This window comes from Streptomyces sp. NPDC012835 (assembly GCF_042900885.1).
Taxonomy (GTDB): domain Bacteria; phylum Actinomycetota; class Actinomycetes; order Streptomycetales; family Streptomycetaceae; genus Streptomyces.
The window spans coordinates 831,471-848,174 of the sequence record NZ_JBIBBW010000002.1 but is presented as its reverse complement, the minus strand read 5'-3'; the positions used below and the strand labels follow the sequence as shown (position 1 = coordinate 848,174).

The window sequence follows — 16,704 nt, the reverse complement described above, 5'->3', positions numbered from 1 at the left end:
CCTCCTCTCACCGGTACTCCGAAAGCCTGCGGCCGATGCCCAGGATCGCCCCGGCCGCCGCCACCAGCGCCAGCGCGCCCGCCCCGATCGCCAGACCGTCCAGCCACTTCTGCCCGTCCGAGGCGAAGCGGCTGAAGTCCCGCTGCTTCTCGACGAGCGACTCGTCCAGCGCCCGCGCCACCCGGTCGAACGACTGGCCCGTCGACTCCTTGCCACCGATGACCTTCGCCACCGCCGCGCCGTACTCCCCGGCCGCGTCCGAGGCGCGGGCCTCCTTGTGGCGGCTCTCCCACTGCGCGTACGCGGCGCGCGCGTCGTCCACGCGCCTGCCGTCGGCGCCGCCGTCGGCCAGCTCGTCCGCCCGGTCGAGCGCGCTGCCCAGCTTGCTCATGGCCGTCCGGTAATCCGTCTCGTACTTGTCGCTCCTGCCGTCGTCAGCGAGGACCGCCCCCAGCGAGACCATCGTGAGGTTCTCATTGGCCCGGGCCTTCAGCGATTCGATCCGCGCGTCGTTGAGCACCTTCAGCGACGCCTGCCCCTGGGTCTGCGCGCTGTTGAGATCGCCCCGGGCGAAGGACTGCCCGACCGCCAGCCAGGCCAGCAGGACCAGGGAGGCGGCCGTGGCGCAGACCAGCCCCAGGTTGAAGACCCGGTTCGTCCGCAGGTAGTTGCGCCGCTGAGTCCAGAGGAGGAAGCCGAGCGCCAGCGCGGCGAGCGCGGTCGACGCGTACGGCCACTGCCGCGCCCGGTCGCTGTCCGCCGCGAGCCGGCCCGTCTCCGCCTGGTACAGCGCCTCCGCCGAGGGCAGCAGATCCTCGGTCATCCGCTCGTTGGCGTACCGGAGATAAGCCGCTCCCAGCGGCAGGCCCTGCCGGTTGTAGGCGCGGGCCTGCTCGATCAGACCGGTGTACTCGGGCAGCGCCTCGTTGAGCTCGGTGATGGCCTTGCCCGACGCGCTCGCGCTGTCCGTGTGGGTGGCCGCCTCGATCAGCAGGCCCGACGCCGTCCGGATGTCCTCGGAGTAGCGCTTGCTGAACGCCGCGGGCTCCGGCGCGCCCGACAGGAAGGCACTGGCCGCGGCTGTGTCGGCGTCGGCCAGCGAACTGTAGATGTCGGCGGCGGCCACGCTCAGCCGCTGACTGCGGTGGACCACGTCGTCGGCCGCAGCGAACCGGTCGGAGACCTCCCACGCCGTCACCGCGCCGAGCGCCACGACCAGCAGGGCCAGCGCCGCACCGATCATCCGCAGCCGGCCCGGCTCCGTCGCCGCGGCGGCGCGCAGCCGCTCCGTGGTCTCCGTCCACGCCGCTGCCCGCCCCGGAGGCTCCTCCGGGGGCGGCGCGGCGGACGGCGACGACCGGGTGGGCGCGTGGCCCGGCGCCGGCGGCGGCGCGGTGCGCACATTCGACGGGTATGTCATGTGGCCTCCCCCTCGGTCATCTGACGGCGGCCCGCATCCTGCGGGTCGGGGGAAATCTCCCGGGCAGCAGTATGACCGCAAGGACCGCCCACCACATCAGGCTTGACTGGATCTTGCACCTGCCGGATCAGCCATGCCCGCCCCGCTCTCCCCAACCATGAATACGCCGGGGCCCCGTGATCGGTTCCCCCGCCGGGGAGTTCCGTACCCGCACGGATGAACCTCCCCTTCCCTCACCCTGGTTACCCCCTGATTCACGCGTAATGCGCGGCCAGCCGGGCATGGGCCCGCGCGTCCGCCCCCACCCGGTCCAGACCCAGCAGCGCCGCGCCCAGCACCGGCGGCGCCGCGACCACCCCGACCACCGCCTTCGGCGCCCTGGCAGCCATCAGTTCGAGGATCTGCCCGTCCAGCCGGGGTTGGCGGGCCGCCAGCACACTTCCGCCCAGCAGCACCGGCGTCTCCTCGTCGAGCAGCCCCAGCTTGCCAAGCGCGACCGTCGCGAGCAGCACGACCTCCTCCGCCAGCCGGTCGACCACCGAGGCGGCCACCGCGTCGCCCGCCGCGCACGTCTCGAACAGCACCGGCGTCAGCTCGTATCGGCCCTCGAACGGGATACGGCCGAGGTGCAGCGCCTCGATCAACTCGTACATCGAGTCCAGTCCGAAGTGCCCCGGCAGCGTCCGCGTCAGCGCCGTGGGCTCGCCCCGGCCGTCCGCCGCCCGTGCCGCCAGCCACAGGGCTTCCTCCGAGAGGCCCGAACCGCCGCCCCAGTCACCGGAGATGCGCCCGACCGCCGGAAAGCGCGCCGTACGGCCGTCCGGCAGCAGCCCCGCGCAGTTGATGCCGGCGCCGCACACCACCGCCACGCCCCGGGGCGGTGCGCCGCTGGGCAGTCCGGCCCGCAGCACCGCGAAGGTGTCGTTGCGCACCTCCGTGTCACGGCCCCAGCCCCGCGCGCGTATCGCCTGCGCCAAATCCCGCTCCTCGGCGGGGAGGTCGGCGTTGGCCAGACACGCGGACACCTGGTCGGCCAGGCCCCGCGCGGGAAGCCCGGCCGCCGCCGCCGCCCGTTCGACCGTCCTCTCCAGCGTGCCCAGCGCCGCCTCGATCCCCACCACGGGCGGCTGGAAGCCGCCCCCGCGCGCCGCGCCGAGCACCGAACCGTCGGCGCCGATCACCGCCACATCGGTCTTGCTGTTCCCCGCGTCGACGGCCAGCACGCTCCCGCGCCCCGCCGCCGGTCCCTCCGCGCCGTCCACGGCGCCGCTCGTACCCACGCCTACGCGCGTACCCACGCCTACGCCGTCCCGGACCGGCCGCCCGCTCACGCCCATGCCAAGTGCTCCCTGTTGTGCGCGATCAGCTTGTCGGTGAGCGCCTCGGCACTCTCGTACTGGCCGATCAGGGGGTGGGCCAGCAGAGCCGCGAAGACGCGCTGTCTGCCGCCGTGCAGCGCGGCCTCCAGCGCCAGGTCCTCGTACGCCGTGACGTGCGAGACCAGCCCCGCGTACAGCGGCTCCAGCGGCGGCACCGCCAGCGGCACCGCACCCGAGGTGCCCACCCGCGCCTGCACCTCGATCACCGCGTCGTCCGCGAGGAACGGCAGCGTGCCGTTGTTGTACGTGTTCACCACCTGGAAGGGGCTGCCCCCGCCGCGCAGCAGCGACGCCGCCAGATCGACCGCCGCCTCCGAGTAGAACGCGCCGCCGCGCCGCGCCAGCAGCTCCGGCTTCTCGTCCAGCGCGGGATCGCCGTACATCTCCAGCAGCTGTTGCTCCATCTCGGCCACCTCGGCGGCCCGGGACGGCTTGGTCGCCAGTTCCCGTACGACCTCGTCGTGCCCGTAGAAGTAGCGCAGATAGTACGAGGGCACCACCCCGAGCCGCTCGATCAGCGCGCGCGGCAGCCGCAGATCACCGGCGATCGCCTCGGCGTGCCCGGCCAGCAGCCCGGGCAGCGCATCGGGACCCTCGGGGCCGCCGAGCCGGACGCCCCGCTCCCAGGTCAGATGGTTCAGCCCCACATGCTCCAGATGCACCTCGGCGGGCGCGACATCCAGCAGCCGCGCGAATCTGCGCTGGAAACCGATCGCGACATTGCACAGCCCGATGGCGCGGTGCCCGGCCCCGAGCAGGGCGCGGGTCACGATCCCCACCGGGTTGGTGAAGTCGATGATCCAGGCGTTCGGGCTGGCGCGCCGGACCCGCTCCGCGATGTCCAGCACCACCGGCACCGTACGCAGCGCCTTGGCGAGCCCGCCGGCGCCGGTCGTCTCCTGCCCGACGCAGCCGCACTCCAGCGGCCAGGTCTCGTCCTGGAGCCTGGCCGCCTGCCCCCCGACGCGCAGCTGGAGCAGGACCGCGTCGGCGTCGGCGACACCCGCGTCCAGGTCCGAGGTGGTGGTGATGCGGCCGGGGTGGCCCTGCCTGGCGAAGATCCGGCGCGCCAGCCCGCCGACCAGGTCGAGCCGGTCGGCGGCCGGGTCGACCAGGACGAGTTCCCCGATGGGCAGGGTGTCCCGCAACCGGGCGAATCCGTCGATGAGTTCCGGTGTGTAGGTGGATCCTCCGCCCACCACGGCGAGCTTCATGATTTTCGGCCCTTCGCTCTGTTCGGTGTCGTGCGATGTCCGGTCCTGCGATGTCCGGCGGTCCCATGTCCGGCAGTCCCGTGTCCGGCAGTCCCATGTCCGGTGGTGCGGCGTCCGGTCGTGCGGTGTCCTGTCAGCGGGAGGTGTCGAACACCTCGTCACGCGTGGTCGCCAGGGCGCTTTCCAGCGCGCCGCGCAGGACCGGACGGCGGCTGACCTCGCCGAGGACGAGCCGGGGCCTGGACTCGGCGAGTTCGGCCAGTTCCCGCTCGACGAGTGCGCGCAGCGGCTCGCCGCCCGCGGCGGTCACCCCGCCCGTGAGGACGATCAGTTCGGGGTCGAGCACGGCGGTCACCGAGGCGAGACCGGTGGCGAGGCGCTGGGCGTACAGCCGCAGCAGCTCAGCGAACCGGCCGTCCTCGGCGTGTCCGGCGTCCGCGTGCCCGGTGTGCGCGGCCTTCGCGGGTCGTCCTTCCGCCGGGCGCCCGGAACCGCTGTGCCCGGCGGCGGCGCGTGCGAGCAGCCGGGCCGCGACATCGGCCGGCGACCGCTCCGGCCGCTGTTCCGGTATGCCGATGCCCAGAGCCCGCGCCAGCCTCGCCACGGCCGGAGCGCCGGCCAGCTCCTGGAAGCCGGCGCTGTTCGCCCGGGCCGTCCTGCGCACCAGCGGCGTACCGGGCACCGGCAGGAAGCCGACCTCACCCGCGCCGCCGGTGAAGCCCCGGTGCAACCGCCCGCCGATGAACAGCGCGGCTCCGAGGCCCTGTTCGTTCCACAGCAGGACGAAGTCCTGTTTCCCGCGCGCCGCTCCGAGCCGCCGCTCGGCGACGGCCGCGAGGTTGACGTCGTTCTCGTACTCGACGGGCATCGGCAGCGCCGCGGCCAGTTCGTCCCGCAGCGTGGCGGAGTGCCAGCCGCGCAGATGGGCCGCGTACCGCAGCCGCCCGGTGGCCGGGTCGAACGCGCCGGGCGTGCCGATCACCACCCGGCGCAGGTCGGTGCGGTCCAGCCCGGCGGCCCGTACGGCACCGTCCACGGCCCGCGTCACCTGCCGTACGGCGCTGTCGGCGAGGCGCTCCGGCGTGGGCAGTTCGTACTCCCCGACGACGGTGCCGGTGATGTCGGCGACGGCGGCGAGAATCCGGCGCGGGGTCACATCCAGCCCGGCGGCGTACGCGGCGCGCGCGTTGACCGCGTACAGCCGTGCGCCCGGGCCGGGTCCGCCCTCGGTGGTGCCGGTGGCGACGACGAGCCCGGCGGCTTCCAGCCGGGACAGGAGCTGCGACACGGTGGGCTTCGACAGGCCGGTCAGCCGTCCTGTGCCCGTCCGGGAGAGCGGCCCGTGGTCCAGCAGCAGATCCAGTACGGCGCGGTCGTTCATCGCCCGCAGGACGCGCGGGGTTCCCGGCGTCGGGGCGGAGGGCCGGGTGGCGGAGGGTGGGGTGGGGGAGCCGGGTTCGCCGGTCACGCGGACCACCTGCCTCTCGGCTGCTCACGTGCCCAAGGAACTGTTAGGAAGGTTTCCTGTCAGTCACCGGGAACCTAGGCGGTGACCCGGACGGCGTCAAGAGCCCGGCCGGGGAGCGGTGCGCCGCCCGTGGGGCTACTTCGCGAGGTTCGGGCCCGGCGGTATGGGCGAAGCGGCCAGCGACTGCGGGGAAGTCGGGCTGGCCAGCGCCGAGGGCGCGGAGACCCCGGCCGAGGGGTCCGTCACGGGCGCGTCGCCCGGGGCGGTGGGGGCGGCGCCGATGATCCGGATGCCCGCCTCGTCGAAGGCGCGCTTGACGCGCCAGCGCAGCTCGCGCTCCACCGCCGTCGACTGTCCCGGCATCGTCTTCGCCGACAGCCGTACCGTCACCGCGTCCAGCAGTACGGAGTCCAGGCCGAGCACCTCGACCGGGCCCCACAGCCGCTCGTTCCACGGGTCGTCCTTCGCGATCTTCTCGGCGACCTCGTCGAGGACCGTGCGGACCCGCTCCAGGTCCTCCGCCGGGGGGACCACCACGTCGACGCCGGCCGTGGCCCAGCCCTGGCTGAGGTTGCCGATCCGCTTGACCTCGCCGTTGCGCACGTACCAGATCTCACCGTGCTCGCCGCGCAGCTTCGTGACCCGCAGTCCCACCTCGATCACCTCGCCCGAGGCGACGCCCGCGTCGATGGTGTCCCCGACCCCGTACTGGTCCTCCAGGATCATGAACACCCCGGAGAGGAAGTCGGTGACGAGGTTGCGCGCGCCGAAGCCCAGCGCCACCCCGGCGACCCCGGCGGAGGCCAGCAGCGGGGCCAGGTTGATGTTGAGGGCGCCGAGCATCATCAGCGCCGCCGTGCCCAGGATCAGGAACGACGTGACCGAACGGAGCACCGAGCCGATCGCCTCGGAGCGCTGCCGCCGCCGTTCCGCGTTGACCAGCAGCCCGCCGAGCGCGGAGCCCTCGACCGTCTGCACGGTGCGGTTCATCCGCTCTATGAGCTTGGTCAGCGCCCGCCGGATCGCATGGCGCAGCACGAGCGCGATCACCAGGATCAGCACCATGCGCAGGCCGACGCTCAGCCATGTGGCCCAGTTCTCCTCCACCCAGCTCGCCGCCTCCGTCGCCCGCCCGGCGGCCTCGTCCAGAGTGACGGAGTCGGACGGCGGGCCGGCTGTCGGCACTACGGACCAGGACACGGCAGGAACCTCCGGATAGCACCACGCGGACCGCCCGGCGGGGAGCCGGGCGGACCAACCACACTAACGGGGCAGTGCGGCCCTTCCGCTGGTTTGTCCGTGCGGAGAGAGACTGCTCACGTGCGACGTGTCCGTGGGCTGTACGGGGGCTGTACGGGGTCTGTGCGGGTCCGGCGCGGTGCGGTGCGGTGCGGGCGGGCCGCCACGCGCGCGCGTGCGTGTCCGGCGCCGAGCGGGCCCGCGACCCTCCGTGTGGTCGAAAACACTCCGGGCCCGTTACCTGGACGTGGTGGCGTTTCGACCTGGCGTAAGGAGAGACTGGAGCAGATCGTCACGGCACGAAGCCACGTGCCGCCGGCGTACAAGGAGGCATCCGTGCCGCATGTCCTGGTCCTCAACGCGTCGTACGAGCCCCTCGGCGTCGTACCGCTCCGCCGCGCGCTCGTCCTCGTTCTGGAGAACAAGGCCCACTGCCTAGAGGAATCCGGCGCCTTCATGCACAGCGAGACCCGGGTCATCCCGGCTCCCAGCGTCGTACGGCTGAAGCGCTTCGTCCGGGTCCCCTACCGGGGGCCCGTTCCGCTGACCCGCCGCGCCCTCTTCGCCCGTGACGGCGGGCGCTGCATGTACTGCGGTGGCGTCGCCACCAGCGTCGACCACGTCATTCCGCGCAGCCGGGGCGGCCAGCACCGGTGGGACAACGTGGTGGCCGCCTGCCGACGCTGCAATCACGTCAAGGCGGACCGGCATCTGCGGGAGCTGGGGTGGCGGCTCAACCACCAGCCGGCCCCGCCGTCCGGGCTGGCCTGGCGGATCATCGGCACCGGCCACCGGGATCCGCGCTGGATGCCGTATCTGCAACCGTACGGAGCGGAGGACGCGGTGGCGCGGATCGACGGGGTCTCCGCGTAGGTCCGGAAGGCGCGCGCCGTCGTCCCGCGACAACGACGACGGCGCGCGTCGGCGTCGCCCGGACGCCGAGCGGCCCGGTCGCGGACCGCTCCCGCCACCCCCGTGGCAGGGGTTCGCGCGTGTGGCCGTTGTGCCGGATTTGCCCGTTGTGATACTCAGAGACTGTCGCTCCCCTACGGGACCGGACGGGACCGGGTGGGGGTCCTGTCGGGGTCGCACGGGGAACAGATCGTGACTCGGCACACGTTTACCGGCTGTACGCGTCTGTGGCCACGCCCGCTGGGTAGGGCTGGCAGTGACCTGTTCCCCGTCCATGGGAGGCGCCATCATGGCGGCATCCGCTCAGCTTCTTCTCTCCGCCCTGTCCAAACAGGCGGAGCCCGCACCGCTGACCAGCGAGCCTCCGCTCGCCGACGCCGGTGCGGGGCCTCTGACCAGCGAACCCCCGCTCGCCGACGCGGCCCCCCTCACCAGCGAGCCCCCGCTCGCCGACACCGCGCCGCTGACCAGCGAGCCGACCGCGCCCGGCACGGCGGGCGGCACGGAGTCCCCCGGAGTCTGAACAGGAGTTCGCATGGGCTTGGCCAGGCTCGCCGAGCTGCACGGTGTCGCCACCGCGTACTCACCCTCACCGGGCGTCACCGTCCCGGTCTCCGACGACACGGTCGTCGCCGTGCTCGCCGCCCTGGACGTCGACGCGTCCGGCCCCGCGGCGGTGGCCGACGCGCTGAACCGCGCCGAGACCGCCGCCGCGCACCGCCTGCTGCCGCCCACCGTCGTCCTGTGGAGCGCCGAGGACGGTGGCCCGCCCGCGAACCTGCCGCCCGCCCTCGCCGCCCTGCCACCCGGCACGACGCTGCGGGTGGAGACGGAGCGGGGAGAGTCGCCCGAGCCGCCGCGCACCGCCCCCGTCGACCCCGCCTCCTGGGCGCGGCTGCCGCTCGGTGTCCATCTGCTGACCGCCGAAGCCCCCGACGGCCGCACGCAGCGGACCTCGCTCGTCCGCGCACCCGCCCGGGTCCCGCAGCCGCCCGCCCGCACCCATGGCTTCCTGGTCCAGCTCTACTCGCTCCTCTCGGCCCGCTCTTGGGGCATGGGCGACCTCGGTGACCTGGCCGAACTCGCCGCCTGGTCCGGTCGGACCCTCGGCGCGGGCTTCGTGCAGATCAATCCGTTGCACGCCGCCGTGCCGGGCGCCCCGACCGACCCCTCCCCGTACCGCCCTTCCTCGCGGAGCTTCCCCGACCCGGTCCATCTGCGGATCGAGGACGTGCCCGAGTACGCGTACGTGCGCGGCGCCGACCGGCAGCGGCTCGACACGCTCGTGGAGCGCGCGGCGGCCCTGCGGACCGCTGTCCTCGAAGAGGACGCGCTGATCGACCGGGACGCCGTCTGGGAGCTGAAGCGCGCGGCCCTGGAGATCCTCTGCGCCGTCCCGCTCGGCCCCGGCCGGAGCGCCGCCCACCGCGACTTCCTGACGGACGGCGGCACGGCCCTGGAGGACCACGCCACCTGGTGCGCCCTCGCGGAGCGGCACGGCCCGCACTGGTCCCGGTGGCCCGCCGCGCTGCGCGATCCGCGCTCGCCGGAGACCGCCGAGGCCCGGGCGGCGCTGCGCGACCGCGTCGCCTTCCACTCCCGGCTCGCCTGGCTGACCGACGAACAGCTGGCAGGCGCCTCCCGGGCCGCCCGGGACGCGGGCATGGCCGTCGGGATCGTCCACGACCTCGCCGTCGGCGTCCACCCCGAGGGCGCGGACGCCTGGGCGCGCCGGGACACCTTCGCCGCCGGCATGTCGGTCGGCGCCCCGCCCGACGCCTTCAACGCGCTCGGCCAGGACTGGGGACTGCCGCCCTGGCGCCCCGACGCGCTGGCCGCGTCCGGCTACGCCCCCTACCGCGACCTGCTCAAGGGCCTTCTGCGGCACGCCGGAGCGCTCAGGATCGACCACGTGATGGGCCTGTTCCGCCTCTGGTGGGTCCCCGAGGGGCAGCGCGCCACCAGCGGGACGTATGTCAGGTACGACGCGGAGGCGATGCTCGCCGTCCTCGCCCTGGAGGCCCACCGCGCGGGCGCCGTCGTCATAGGGGAGGACCTGGGCACGGTCGAGCCCGGCGTACGCGAGGCGCTGGAGCGGCGCGGCATCCTCGGCACCTCCGTCCTCTGGTTCGAACGCGACTGGCAGGGCACGGGCCGCCCGCTGGAGCCCGGCGCCTGGCGCACCGGATGCGTGGCCACCGCCACCACCCACGACCTGCCCTCCACCGCCGCCCGGCTCACCGGCGAGCACGTGGAGCTGCGCCACCGGCTCGGGCTCCTCGGCCGCCCGCTGGAGCGGGAGCAGGCGGAGGACCGTGCCGAGGTCGCCGAATGGCGCGCCGCGCTCACCCGGCTGGGGCTGCTCCCGGAGGGCGAAGGCAGCGAGGAGGAGGACATCCGCGCCGTCTACCGCTTCCTGCTGCGCACCCCGGCCCGGATGGTCGGCGTCTGGCTCCCCGACACGGTCGGCGACCGCCGCCCGCAGAATCTGCCCGGCACCTGGGACCAGTACCCCAACTGGCGCCTCCCCGTCGCCGACGCGGCCGGCCGGCCCATGACCCTGGACCAGCTCGCCGTCTCGCCCCGCCTGCACCGCCTGATGGAGGTGCTGCGTCCGCGCTGACGCGCACGGCCCGCTCTTGCGGCACCCCGGCCGCGCGGTCCGCCCGGCCATTCGCTACGTTTGCACCGTGGACAAGAAGAACGCTCTGCGCGCCGGCGCCCTGACGGCCGGTACGACGCTGATGATGCTGCTCATGTCGTCCCCGGCGCTCGCGCTGACGCCCGACGACGGTGACGACCCGGGTCCGGGCCTGAGCGTCGGCGAGACACTGGGGCTGTATGTCGTGGCCCCCTTGGTGATCTTCGCCGTCATCGCCGGTCTGGTCATGGTGCTCGACAAGTCCCGTAAGCAGGATCACGGGCGCGTCTGACCCGTAGGTCTTCCGGGGCCCGTAAGTCTTCCGGGGCACCGTCCCGCACTTCGTGTGCGGGACGGTGCTTTCGCGTATCCGCACCGGACAGGGGTACGGGCGGGCCCCGAACGGCCGGGGCCGTCAGGCGGGCAGCCGCCAGACCTGGTTGTCATTCCCCAGGCAGTCCCAGAGCACCAGCGCCGTGCCGTTCTCGGTGTTGCCCGAGGGGATGTCCAGACACCGTCCCGAGCCCGTGTTCCTGAGCGTTCCGTCCGGCTGCGGCTCCCACTTCTGGGCGTCGGACGCGTTGCACTCCCACAGGCGTACGGGGGTGCCGTTCTCCGTCCCGCTCCATTCGACGTCCATGCATTTGCCCAGGGCCCGCAGTTGGCCCTCGTCCGTCAGATCCCAGCGCTGGGCGTCGGTTCCGTTGCAGGTCCACATCTGGAGCGCGCTGCCGTCCTGCGGATCGGAGTTGGCGACGTGCACACAGGTGTCGTTCAACCCCGTCAACGGCCCCTCGACCGGAGCCGCTTCCTCGGGGGCCGGTTCAGCTGCCGCCGGTTCCCCGTCTACCGCTTCCCCGTCCGCCGGTTTCCCGTCCGCCGGGGGCGCTTCCGGGTGCCGCGCGTCCGAGGCGGAGGCGCCGGCCCCCTCGGCGGCCCTGGAGGTGTCCGAGTTCCGGAGCAGGCCGACGGCCGTCAGCGAGCCGGCGACGACGACAACGGCGGCTGCCGCGGCCGCCCACCGGTAGGTCCGGCGCCGGTCCCGTCCGGGCGCGGCTCCGTCCGTACCCGTACCGGCGTCAGCGGCGGCATCCGCTGCCGGGGCCAGGGCCGTCACCGGAGTGGTCCGCAGGGCGGTCGGAGCGTCCGAGCGGGTGGGGTCCGAGAGCCCGGCGTCCACCGTCGTGCGGGTCGGATCGGGAACGGGGCTCTCCGCCCGGTCCACCAGCGCCCGGTACACCTGGTTCTCGGTGAGCGAGGTCCGGACGTCGCACCGCCGGATGATCTCCGCCGGGTCCGGCCGGAGATCCGGGTCCGTGCTGACGCAGGCCGTGATCAGTTCCGCGATCCGGCTGTCGACGCCGGTGAGGTCGATCTCGCCCTTCATGCTGCGGTACACCACCGACGCCATGGTCGAACCGAACGGCGCCCGCCCGGTCGCCGCGTACGCCATCGTGGCCCCGAGCGCGAACATGTCCGACGCGGGCCCGACCGGACCCTCGGTCATCGCCTCGGGCGCGGTGTAGCCGAGGCTGCCCACCGTCTGCCCGACCTGGGTCAGCGCGGTCTGGTCCGAGGCGCGGGCTATGCCGAAGTCGATCAGCCGGGGCCCCACGGACGACAGGATGATGTTCTGGGGCTTCAGGTCGCGGTGGCTGACCCCACGCGCGTGGACGTCCGCCAGCGCTTCCGCCAGCGCGGCGAACAGCAGCAGACACACCTCCGCCGGCAGCCCCTCCGCCGCCGGCACGGCCGCGCCCAGCGTCGGGCCGGACACGTACTCGGTCGCCAGCCAGTACGGCTTCGAGGTGACGTCGTAATCCACCAGGGCCGCCGTGTAGGCGCTGCGCACCCTGCCGACCGTCTCGACCTCGCGACGGAAACGGGTCAGCACGTCGGGAGACTGGGCGAAATCGTCCCTGACCACCTTCACCGCGAGCAGTCGGCCGCCCGGAGAACGTCCCAGATACACCTGGCCCATGCCCCCGGCGCCGATGCGCCCGAGAATGGTGTGGTGGCCGAGGCTGGTGGGGTCATTGGTACGAAGCTGGTTCACGGCGGGACCATCTCACATACCCCGTGGGGGAGTTGAACTGGGTGTCGATTGGACCCGCCGGAGAGCGCCTCCCGCGAGCCCGAAGGGCCTGACACGTGTCAGGCCCGGCCTCCTGGCTGAACCACCGATCCGTCCTTCACCCCAACGCCGTTCACCGTGCTTCGGCGGTCCGCGACGTGGTGGAGCGGGGCGGTTGCCCGGCGTGGGATGTCAGACGACGCGCGGGACGGCACCGGAGACGGTGGTGCTCCAGTTGGTGACGAGGGGCTTGTCGACGGTGGCGGTGTCGGGGAGCTTGATCTCGGCGGGGTTGGGGTCCTCTTCGGCGACCGAGATGACGAGGAAGTCGAACTCCACGCCGCCGTCCGTGTTGGTGCTCTTGGGGCTGACGCCGGTGTAGGCGACGGTGGAGCCGCTGAGCTTGATGGGGTCTTCGCCGCCCTGGCCGACGGGGGAGGCCACGCCCTCGGGCTTGGAGCCGAAGGAGACCTCGGGGGTGTTGACGTCCAGGTAGCAGGTGATGCCGGACTTGGCCTTGGCGGTGATGAGGTAGTAACCCCCGGCCTGGCTCTGCGAAGTGACCGTGAAGTTCAGGTCGTTGGTGCCGCAGGACTGCCCGTAGCCGTCCTTCTTGGCGGTGTCGACGTCGACGGCCTTGTCGGCGGAGCCACCGGTCTTGGCGGCGGAGCCGCTCGAACCGGAGCCGCTGGTCGCGGAGTTGTCGCCGCCGCCACCGCCGGTGGAGGCGGCGGAGCCCGCGGCGTCCACGTCGTCGGCGTCGCAGGCGGTGGTGGTGACGGCGAGGGCCGTGACGGCCGCGGCGGCGAGGACGAGGCGGGCGGAACGGGCGGCGAGACGCGAACGCATCTTGATCTCCAGCGGCTGTTGGGTGCGGGTGTTTCCTGCTGACACCGATGACACTAGAGCCGAGTCGATCCTGAAATGATCGCGCGAATGTCCGGGTTCTGTCTCACCGAATCGGTTCCATGAAAAGCGTCCGATCTTCCGGACCGACTCCCTCCGGTGGGCATCTGCGGGACCGTACGAGCCGCCGAGACGCCACGCGGGATTCAGCAGGTCCGGCAGCCGCAGCACCCGCCACCCCGCCCCGTGAGGCGGCTTGAGGCGCTGGCCGTCACCGTGGGCGCCGTCCTCGGAATCCTCGCCGTGGCGGTCGCGATCGGGTGCGGACAGCGACGCGGCGCGCGGCGCGGGGGTGTGGCGGGCGGGGGAGGGGGTGCCGCAGGGGGTGTGTCCGGGACATGGAGCGTGATGTGTGGCGCCGGGCGACCCGCCGTTCGGCGACCGGCCCGCACGCGCCGTAGATCATGCAGTCCCGGACGCGCCCCCGGAGGGGCGCCCGGCGGCCACCCGCAGGTGACCACCGGGCCCGGCCCAAGAACGCCCCGTGCCCGGCGACCACCGGGCACGGTCCCCAAGCGCATCCCGCGCCCGGCGGCCACCCGCAGGTGACCGCCGGGCCCGGCCCAAGACGTACGGACCCGCGGCTACGCCGCCCCCGCCGCCTCGTCCGCCGCCTGCGCCCGCAGCGCGCGCTCCACGCCCGAGCGCGACTCCGAGACCAGTCGGCGCAGCGCCGCGTTCGGGCCAGCCGAGGCCAGCCAGGCGTCCGTCGCGTCCAGCGTGGCCTGCGACACCTGGAGCGCCGGGTAGAGGCCCACCGCGACCTGCTGGGCCATCTCGTGCGAGCGGGACTCCCAGACGCCCTGGACCGCCGCGAAGTACTTCTCCGCGTACGGGGCGAGCAGCTCGCGCTGGTCGGTCTGGACGAAGCCGCCGATCACGGCTTCCTGGAGGGAGTTGGGGAGCTTGTCGCTCTCCACCGCCGCCTCCCACGCCTCCGCCTTGGCCTCGGCCAGCGGGCGGGCCGAGCGGGCGGCGGCCGCGTGGCGTTCGCCGGCGGCGGTGCGGTCGCGCTCGTACTCGGCGGCGATCTCCTCCTCGTCGTGCAGCCCCACAGCGGCCAGCCGCTGGACGAACGCCCAGCGCAGCTCGGTGTCGACGGCCAGGCCCTCGATCGTCTCCGTGCCGTCCAGCAGCCCCTGCAGCAGGTCGAGCTGTTTCGGGGTGCGCGCGGTCATGGCGAACGCCCGCGCCCACGCCAGCTGGTGGTCGCTGCCCGGCTCGGCGACCCGCAGGTGGGCCAGGGTGGCGTCCGTCCACCTGGTCAGCCCGGCCTCGCGCCACGCGGGCGCGGCGTACAGGTCGAGCGCCAGCTTCACCTGGCGGTGCAGGGACTGGACGACGCCGATGTCCGACTCCTTGGCGATGCCGGACAGCACCAGCTCCAGGTAGTCGCGCGTGGCCAGTTCACCGTCGCGCGTCATGTCCCAGGCCGAGGCCCAGGACAGCGCGCGCGGCAGCGACTCGGTGAAGTCGCCGAGGTGTGCGGTGACGACCCGCAGCGACTCCTCGTCCAGCCGGACCTTCGCGTACGACAGGTCGTCGTCGTTGAGGAGGACGACCGCCGGGCGCGGGGTGTTCGCCGGGAACGGCACCTCGGTGCGCGCGCCGTCCACGTCCAGCTCGATCCGGCTAGTCCGGACCAGCTTGCCCTTCTCGTCCAGGTCGTAGCAGCCGACCGCGATCCGGTGCGGACGCAGCGTCGGCTCGCCCTTCGCGCCCTCCGGCAGCGCCGGGGCCTCCTGGAGCACGGCCAGGGAGGTGACATGGCCCGCCTCGTCCAGCTCGATCTCCGGGCGCAGGATGTTGATGCCGGCGGTCTCCAGCCACGCCGTCGACCAGGTCTTCAGATCACGCCCGGAGGTCTCCTCCAGCGCGCCCAGCAGATCCGACAGGCGCGTGTTGCCGAACGCGTGCGCCTTGAAGTACGCCTGCACGCCCTTGAAGAACTCGTCCTGACCGACGTAGGCGACCAGCTGCTTCAGTACCGAGGCGCCCTTGGCGTACGTGATGCCGTCGAAGTTGACCAGCACGTCGTCCAGGTCGCGGATCTCCGCCATGATCGGGTGCGTGGAGGGGAGCTGGTCCTGACGGTAGGCCCAGGTCTTCATGGAGTTGGCGAACGACGTCCACGAGTGCGGCCACCGCGAACCCGGCGCGTACGCCAGGCAGGCGATCGACGTGTACGTGGCGAACGACTCGTTCAGCCACAGGTCGTTCCACCACTCCATGGTGACCAGGTCGCCGAACCACATGTGCGCCAGCTCGTGCAGGATCGTCTCGGCCCGCGTCTCGTACGCCGCGTCCGTCACCTTCGAGCGGAACACGTACTGGTCGCGGATGGTCACCGCGCCCGCGTTCTCCATCGCGCCCGCGTTGAACTCCGGCACGAACAGCTGGTCGTACTTGGCGAAGGGGTAGTCGTACGCGAACTTCTCCTGGAACCAGTCGAAGCCCTGCCGTGTGACCTCGAAGATCGCGTCCGAGTCGAGGTACTCGGCGAGCGAGGGACGGCAGTAGATGCCGAGCGGCACGGACTGGCCGTCCTTCTCGTACGAGCTGTGCACCGAGTGGTACGGGCCGGCGATCAGCGCGGTGATGTACGACGAGATGCGCGGTGTCGGCTCGAAGACCCAGGTGTGGTCGCGCGGCTCGGGCGTCGGCGAGTTCGACACGACGGTCCAGCCCTCGGGGGCCTTCACGGTGAACTGGAAGGTCGCCTTCAGGTCGGGCTGCTCGAACGAGGCGAAGACGCGCCGCGCGTCCGGCACCTCGAACTGCGTGTAGAGATATGCCTGCTGGTCGACCGGGTCGACGAAGCGGTGCAGCCCCTCGCCGGTGTTCGTGTACGCGCAGTCGGCGACGACCGTCAGCTCGTTGTCGCCCTCGTGCAGCCCGTCCAGCGCGATCCGCGAGTCCCGGAAGACGGCGGCGGCGTCCAGCGCGGACCCGTTCAGCACGACCTCGTGCACGGCGGGGGCGACCAGATCGATGAACGTCCCGGCTCCGGCCTCCGCGCTCCGGAAGCGCACGGTGGTGGCGGACCGGAAGGTTCCCCCCTCCTGGGCGCCGGAGAGATCGAGGTCGATCTCGTACGAGTCCACGGTGAGCAGCCGCGCTCGCTGCTGTGCCTCTTCGCGGGTCAGATTGGTGCCGGGCACGCGGTCATCTCCTCGGTATGTGACGTTTGGGCTTCATCCTTCCACGCGGGGGACGAACGGCGGCGGCGCATTACCCGGCCCCGGGCCCGGCCCCCGCTCACAGCCTCGCTCCCGCCCCCGTTCCCGCCACTCCGGCCCCCTACCCCTGCCCCTGCCCCTACCCCTGCCCCTACCGCCGCCCCTGCCCCGTCTCCGCTGCCACCCTCGCGCCGATCCCTGACTTCGGCGAGCGGCAGAGCCGGCCGGCCCGGCTGCGGGACACGTGAGCCGTTCGCCGACGCGGCCGACGT

At 73.1% G+C, this 16,704-nt stretch carries 12 protein-coding genes; 4 read left to right on the top strand and 8 right to left on the bottom strand.

The genetic code is table 11. From position 1 onward, the window contains the following. Positions 1-7: 7 nt before the first annotated feature. From ACFY6S_RS11210 to ACFY6S_RS11190, 5 genes are all read right to left on the bottom strand, one after another. Positions 8-1,420, bottom strand: a complete 1,413-nt coding sequence (locus ACFY6S_RS11210) for a hypothetical protein (RefSeq protein WP_388825638.1) — start codon at positions 1,418-1,420, stop codon at positions 8-10. A gap of 254 nt (positions 1,421-1,674) precedes the next feature. Beyond that, positions 1,675-2,682: an N-acetylglucosamine kinase gene (locus ACFY6S_RS11205; RefSeq protein WP_389462254.1), complete on the bottom strand. Its 1,008-nt coding sequence runs from the start codon at positions 2,680-2,682 to the stop codon at positions 1,675-1,677. Between the two features lie 65 nt (positions 2,683-2,747). Further along, positions 2,748-4,013 carry a 6-phospho-beta-glucosidase gene (locus tag ACFY6S_RS11200; RefSeq protein WP_388825644.1) on the bottom strand — a complete coding sequence of 422 codons (1,266 nt, stop codon included), beginning with the start codon at positions 4,011-4,013 and terminating at the stop codon, positions 2,748-2,750. Positions 4,014-4,146: 133 nt separating this feature from the next. Continuing rightward, on the bottom strand, positions 4,147-5,394 hold the full coding sequence (locus ACFY6S_RS11195) for an ROK family protein (protein WP_388825842.1): 1,248 nt from the start codon (positions 5,392-5,394) through the stop codon (positions 4,147-4,149). 222 nt (positions 5,395-5,616) lie between these two features. Further along, the gene (locus ACFY6S_RS11190; RefSeq protein ID WP_388825648.1) at positions 5,617-6,681 is read right to left on the bottom strand and encodes a mechanosensitive ion channel family protein; all 1,065 of its coding nucleotides are present in this window, start codon (positions 6,679-6,681) and stop codon (positions 5,617-5,619) included. A gap of 375 nt (positions 6,682-7,056) precedes the next feature. On the opposite strand from ACFY6S_RS11190, the gene ACFY6S_RS11185 reads away from it, so the two are divergent. From ACFY6S_RS11185 to ACFY6S_RS11170, 4 genes are all read left to right on the top strand, one after another. Next, the gene (locus ACFY6S_RS11185; protein WP_388825651.1) at positions 7,057-7,593 is read left to right on the top strand and encodes an HNH endonuclease; all 537 of its coding nucleotides are present in this window, start codon (positions 7,057-7,059) and stop codon (positions 7,591-7,593) included. A gap of 328 nt (positions 7,594-7,921) precedes the next feature. Next, positions 7,922-8,155: a hypothetical protein gene (locus tag ACFY6S_RS11180; RefSeq protein WP_329068191.1), complete on the top strand. Its 234-nt coding sequence runs from the start codon at positions 7,922-7,924 to the stop codon at positions 8,153-8,155. A 12-nt stretch (positions 8,156-8,167) separates the two neighbouring features. After that, positions 8,168-10,255, top strand: coding sequence for a 4-alpha-glucanotransferase (malQ, locus tag ACFY6S_RS11175; protein ID WP_388825655.1), 2,088 nt, complete (start codon positions 8,168-8,170; stop codon positions 10,253-10,255). Positions 10,256-10,322: 67 nt separating this feature from the next. Beyond that, entirely contained in the window at positions 10,323-10,565 is a 243-nt protein-coding gene (locus ACFY6S_RS11170; protein ID WP_388825658.1) for a hypothetical protein, read from the top strand. Positions 10,566-10,688: 123 nt separating this feature from the next. Here the strand turns inward: ACFY6S_RS11170 and ACFY6S_RS11165 are convergent, their stop codons facing one another. From ACFY6S_RS11165 to pepN, 3 genes are all read right to left on the bottom strand, one after another. Further along, positions 10,689-12,329 (bottom strand): ricin-type beta-trefoil lectin domain protein, encoded by a 1,641-nt coding sequence (locus tag ACFY6S_RS11165; protein ID WP_388825661.1) that lies wholly within the window; start codon positions 12,327-12,329, stop codon positions 10,689-10,691. Positions 12,330-12,539: 210 nt separating this feature from the next. Beyond that, the gene (locus ACFY6S_RS11160; protein ID WP_388825845.1) at positions 12,540-13,196 is read right to left on the bottom strand and encodes a hypothetical protein; all 657 of its coding nucleotides are present in this window, start codon (positions 13,194-13,196) and stop codon (positions 12,540-12,542) included. 641 nt (positions 13,197-13,837) lie between these two features. Then, positions 13,838-16,414: an aminopeptidase N gene (pepN, locus tag ACFY6S_RS11155; RefSeq protein WP_388825664.1), complete on the bottom strand. Its 2,577-nt coding sequence runs from the start codon at positions 16,412-16,414 to the stop codon at positions 13,838-13,840. Positions 16,415-16,704 lie beyond the last annotated feature (290 nt).

Bases quoted from the DNA above. Each gene is read 5' to 3' on its own strand.
- ACFY6S_RS11210 (WP_388825638.1), bottom strand. From the start codon at position 1,420: ATGACATACCCGTCGAATGTGCGCACCGCGCCGCCGCCGGCGCCGGGC.
- ACFY6S_RS11200 (WP_388825644.1), bottom strand. From the start codon at position 4,013: ATGAAGCTCGCCGTGGTGGGCGGAGGATCCACCTACACACCGGAACTC.
- ACFY6S_RS11195 (WP_388825842.1), bottom strand. From the start codon at position 5,394: ATGAACGACCGCGCCGTACTGGATCTGCTGCTGGACCACGGGCCGCTC.
- ACFY6S_RS11180 (WP_329068191.1), top strand. From the start codon at position 7,922: ATGGCGGCATCCGCTCAGCTTCTTCTCTCCGCCCTGTCCAAACAGGCG.
- malQ (WP_388825655.1), top strand. From the start codon at position 8,168: ATGGGCTTGGCCAGGCTCGCCGAGCTGCACGGTGTCGCCACCGCGTAC.
- ACFY6S_RS11160 (WP_388825845.1), bottom strand. From the start codon at position 13,196: ATGCGTTCGCGTCTCGCCGCCCGTTCCGCCCGCCTCGTCCTCGCCGCC.